Source organism: Clostridium sp. DSM 8431 (assembly GCF_900116755.1).
GTDB lineage: Bacteria > Bacillota > Clostridia > Clostridiales > Clostridiaceae > Clostridium.
Genome location: NZ_FPBY01000233.1, coordinates 1 through 4,189, shown reverse-complemented (window position 1 = coordinate 4,189; position 4,189 = coordinate 1). Strand labels below are relative to the sequence as shown.

At 30.2% G+C, this 4,189-nt stretch carries 5 protein-coding genes and 1 pseudogene; all 6 read left to right on the top strand.

Features of this window, described 5'->3' with window-relative positions; genetic code table 11:
* A partial coding sequence (locus BM384_RS15945; protein ID WP_175537430.1) for an ATP phosphoribosyltransferase regulatory subunit occupies positions 1–359 on the top strand: 359 nt, incomplete at its 5' end.
* Between the two features lies 1 nt (position 360).
* Complete coding sequence (hisG, locus tag BM384_RS15940) at positions 361–984, top strand: ATP phosphoribosyltransferase (protein WP_090015087.1); 624 nt, start codon at positions 361–363, stop codon at positions 982–984.
* 48 nt (positions 985–1,032) lie between these two features.
* Positions 1,033–2,316: a histidinol dehydrogenase gene (hisD, locus tag BM384_RS15935; RefSeq protein WP_090015085.1), complete on the top strand. Its 1,284-nt coding sequence runs from the start codon at positions 1,033–1,035 to the stop codon at positions 2,314–2,316.
* 1 nt (position 2,317) lies between these two features.
* Complete coding sequence (gene hisC, locus BM384_RS15930; protein ID WP_090015083.1) at positions 2,318–3,385, top strand: histidinol-phosphate transaminase; 1,068 nt, start codon at positions 2,318–2,320, stop codon at positions 3,383–3,385.
* Positions 3,378–3,968: an imidazoleglycerol-phosphate dehydratase HisB gene (gene hisB / locus BM384_RS15925; protein ID WP_090015081.1), complete on the top strand. Its 591-nt coding sequence runs from the start codon at positions 3,378–3,380 to the stop codon at positions 3,966–3,968. Before hisC ends, hisB begins: the two co-directional genes overlap by 8 nt.
* Positions 3,969–3,985: 17 nt before the next feature.
* Positions 3,986–4,189 (top strand): annotated as a pseudogene (gene hisH / locus BM384_RS15920) (imidazole glycerol phosphate synthase subunit HisH); the annotation flags it as partial.

The following is a 4,189-nucleotide window of genomic DNA, read 5'->3' as shown; positions in this document are numbered from 1 at the left end:
TTGCATACTACGATCTTGGTATGGTTCCAACAGTAAATTATTATACTGGAATTATATTTAGAGGATATGTTGAAGGTGTTGGTTCTAATGTTTTAAGTGGAGGAAGATATGATAAGCTTCTTTCAACTTTTGGGGAAGATAGACCAGCAGTTGGTTTTTCAATTAATCTTGATTCAGTATTAGATGTTATGAAGGATGAAAAAGTTAATAAATCAGAAATTTATAAGATTTATTATAATGAAGCAAATAAAGTTGAAGCCTTTAAGAAGAGCAATGAACTAAGAGCTTTAGGAAACATTGTTAAGATGCATTTTAATGAAGATATTAATGAAATCAAAATAGAAAAAGGGGACAATTAATATGAGTATAAGCATTGCATTAACAAAGGGCAGACTTGAAAAAGAGACTGTAAAACTTCTAGACAAAGCAGGTTATGGAACTGAAGAATTAAAGAATAAAGGAAGAAAGCTTGTATTTAAAGATACAAAAGAAGATATAAAGTATTTCTTAGTTAAAGCAGCAGATTCAATAACTTATGTAGAACATGGGGTTGCTGACGTTGGGGTAGTCGGTAAGGATACGTTATTAGAAGCTGATAATAACTATTATGAAGTTTTAGATCTAGGAATAGGAAAGTGTAAGTTTATATTAGCTTCACTTCCAGAAAAAGATATATTTAAAAAGATAGGGCATATAAAAATTGGTACTAAATATCCTAAAGTAGCAAGAGAATACTTTAAGAAAAAGAATATGGATGTTGAAATAATTAAGATTGAAGGTTCAGTTGAACTTGCACCAATATTGGGGTTATGTGATGCAATAGTCGATATTATGGAAACAGGAACTACTCTTAAGGAAAATGGACTTATAGTATTTGATACAATATGTGATATTAGTGCAAGAGTAATTGTTAATAAAGCAAGCTTTAAGATGAAAAGTGAAGAAATTCAAAGTCTTATAAGCAGAATTAAAGGGGCATTATAATATAGATTTTTTAAATAGCAATAAGCAATAATTGAGGTGATTTATAATATGTTGAAATTTTTTAATGCAGAAGAAAGTTTAGAAACTTTAATAAGTGAATTAGAAGCAAGAAGACAGGCTGAAGATAAGAAAGTAACAGAAGCAGTATCAGAAATATTAAAAAAGGTAAAAGAAAATGGGGATAAGGCATTATTAAATTATACTGAAAAGTTTGATAAGGTTAAGCTTGAAGCATTACAAGTAACAGAAAAAGAACTTGATGAATGCTTTGAAAAAGTTGAAGTAGAGTTTGTAGAAAACCTAAAGGAAGCTAAGGAAAACATTGAATATTATCATAAAGCACAAGTAAGTAGGGGAGTTATTTTAAATAAAGATAGAGGTGTATATTTGGGGCAAAGAGTTATACCTTTAGACTCTGTTGGTTTATATGTTCCAGGAGGTACAGCAGCTTATCCTTCATCAGTATTAATGAATGTAATTCCAGCAAAGGTGGCAGGAGTTAAAGAAATAGTTATGGTTACACCTCCAGATAAAAATGGTGGAATTAATCCATACATAGGTGTAGCTGCAAAAATAGCTGGTATTGATAAAATATATAAAGTTGGGGGAGCTCAAGCAGTAGCAGCTTTAGCTTATGGAACTGAAACAATAAAAAAGGTAGACAAAATAGTTGGGCCTGGAAATATATTTGTAGCAACAGCAAAGAGAATGGTTTTTGGAACTGTTGATATTGATATGATTGCAGGACCTAGTGAAATATTAATAGTAGCAGATGAAAAGGCAAATCCAAGATATGTGGCAGCAGATTTAATGTCACAAGCAGAACACGATAAATTAGCATCATCTATATTAATTACTACAAGCAAAGAATTATATGAAGAAGTAGAAAAGGAATTAGCTATTCAAGTAGAATCTCTAGAAAGAAAAGAGATTATAGAAAGCTCTTTAAATAATTTTGGTAAGGTAATAATTTGCGATACTATAGATGAATGTATAAACATTTCTAATATTATAGCACCAGAACACTTAGAATTAATGATAGAAGAACCTATGGAATGCTTAGGAAAAGTTAAACATGCAGGTTCAGTATTCTTAGGCTACAACACTCCAGAACCAGTAGGAGATTATTTTGGTGGTACAAATCACGTACTACCAACAAGCGGAACAGCAAGATTCTCATCAGCCCTTTCCGTAGATAGTTTTATAAAGAAATCTTCATTCTTATATTATTCAGAGCAAGCAATACAAGAAGATGGTAACAAAATAATAAATATAGCAAACAAGGAAGGACTTACTGCACATGCAAACTCAGTGAAAGTGAGGTTGAAGTAGTATGAAGTCTATAAAATCATATAAATCAAAAAGTGAGGATAATGAGTGCTTCATAAGGCTTGATAGCAATGAAAGTTATATAGATGTTGAAAGAGATAAAAAGATAATGATGAAAGGTATCTTAAATAAGGTACCTTTTAACAGATATCCTGATAATGAAAGTTGTGATTTAAGAAAATTATACGCAGATTATGTTCAAGGCATAAAAATAGATAATATTTTAGCTGGTAATGGTTCAGATGAAATGATAGGCCTTGTAATTGGAGCACTTATAAATCAAGGGAAAAAGGTATTAACATTTTCAAAAGAGTTTTCAATGTATGAATATTATACTTCCATAAATGGTGGAGAAATAGTAAGGTATGAAACAGAAGAAGATGGAAAAGTTTGTGTAGATGATTTTATTGACTTTGGTAAAAAAGAAGATGTAGATTTAATTATTTTTTCTAATCCTAATAATCCAACAGGAAATATATTATCTAATGAGGATATTGAAAAGATATTACTTGCATTTCCTGATACTTATGTTTTAGTTGATGAAGCTTATTATGAGTTTTATGGAGAAAGCATGATAGAAGATATTGGAAAATTCAACAATCTATTAGTTACAAGAACTTTATCAAAAGCATGGGGATTAGCAGCTCTTAGAGTTGGATTTTTAATTTCATGTGAGAAGAATATAGAGAAATTTAAAGAAGTTAAGGTTCCATATACAATTAGTGGAATATCAAGAACAATTGCTGAATCAGTTCTTAAGAATAAAAGAATTGTGGAAGAAAGAAGTAAGGAAATCATCTGTGAAAGAGAAAATCTATATAATGAACTTAATTTTATAGAAAAAGAAGCAGCTATGGAAATTAAGTTTTATAAATCTAATGCAAACTTTATATTTGGAAGAACTCCTTATAAAGAAGCATTATTTACAGCATTAAAAAGACGTAAAATTACAATTAGAAATTTTAAGGATGATACTTTTAGAATAACTGTAGGATCAAATCTTGAAAATAGGAGACTTATAGAAACTATTAAAGAAGTATTTATTTATGGGGGTGAAGCTTGTTTTGAATAGCAGAACAGCATCAATTGAAAGAAATACTAAAGAAACTCAAATAAAGTTATCTATTAATCTTGATGGGGAAGGAAAAGCTGATGTTTTTACTGGGGTAGGATTTTTTGATCATATGCTTACACTTTTAGCTTTTCATAGTGGAATGGATTTAGAAGTTAAGGCAAAAGGTGATTTAGAAGTATGTGACCACCATACTGTAGAAGATGTAGGGATTGCCCTTGGACAATGTTTTTTAAAGGCCTTAGGAGAAAAAAGAGGTATTAAAAGATATGGAACATTTTTTGTACCAATGGATGAAGCCTTAGCACAGGTTTCATTAGATATAAGTGGAAGAAGTTTCTTGGTATTTGACTGTACATTTAAAAGAGAAATTATAGGTAACTTTTCAACAGAAATGACTGAAGAATTTTTAAGAAGTTTTGCATTTAATGCAGGAATAACATTACATACTAAAGTTTTATATGGTGAAAATGATCATCATAAGATAGAAGCTATATTTAAAGCTCTTGGAAGAGCATTAAAGGAAGCAAAGACTGTAGATAAGGATAATATGATTCTTCCTTCTACAAAAGGAATGTTATAAAAGGGGGGACCTATAAGGTGATAGCAATAATTGATTATGGCATGGGAAATTTAAAAAGTGTTTATAATGCCTTAAAGAAGATAGGTGCTGAATGTAAGATAACATCAGATAAAGAAGAGATAAGAAATGCAGATAAACTTATACTTCCTGGAGTTGGAGCTTTTAAGGATTGTATGGACAACTTAAGAAAAGAAGGTCTTATAGAGGTAATAAGAGAAGAG

Excerpts from the sequence above, each read along its gene's own strand:
- hisG (WP_090015087.1), top strand. The coding sequence starts at position 361 with ATGAGTATAAGCATTGCATTAACAAAGGGCAGACTTGAAAAAGAGACT.
- hisD (WP_090015085.1), top strand. The coding sequence starts at position 1,033 with ATGTTGAAATTTTTTAATGCAGAAGAAAGTTTAGAAACTTTAATAAGT.
- hisC (WP_090015083.1), top strand. The coding sequence starts at position 2,318 with ATGAAGTCTATAAAATCATATAAATCAAAAAGTGAGGATAATGAGTGC.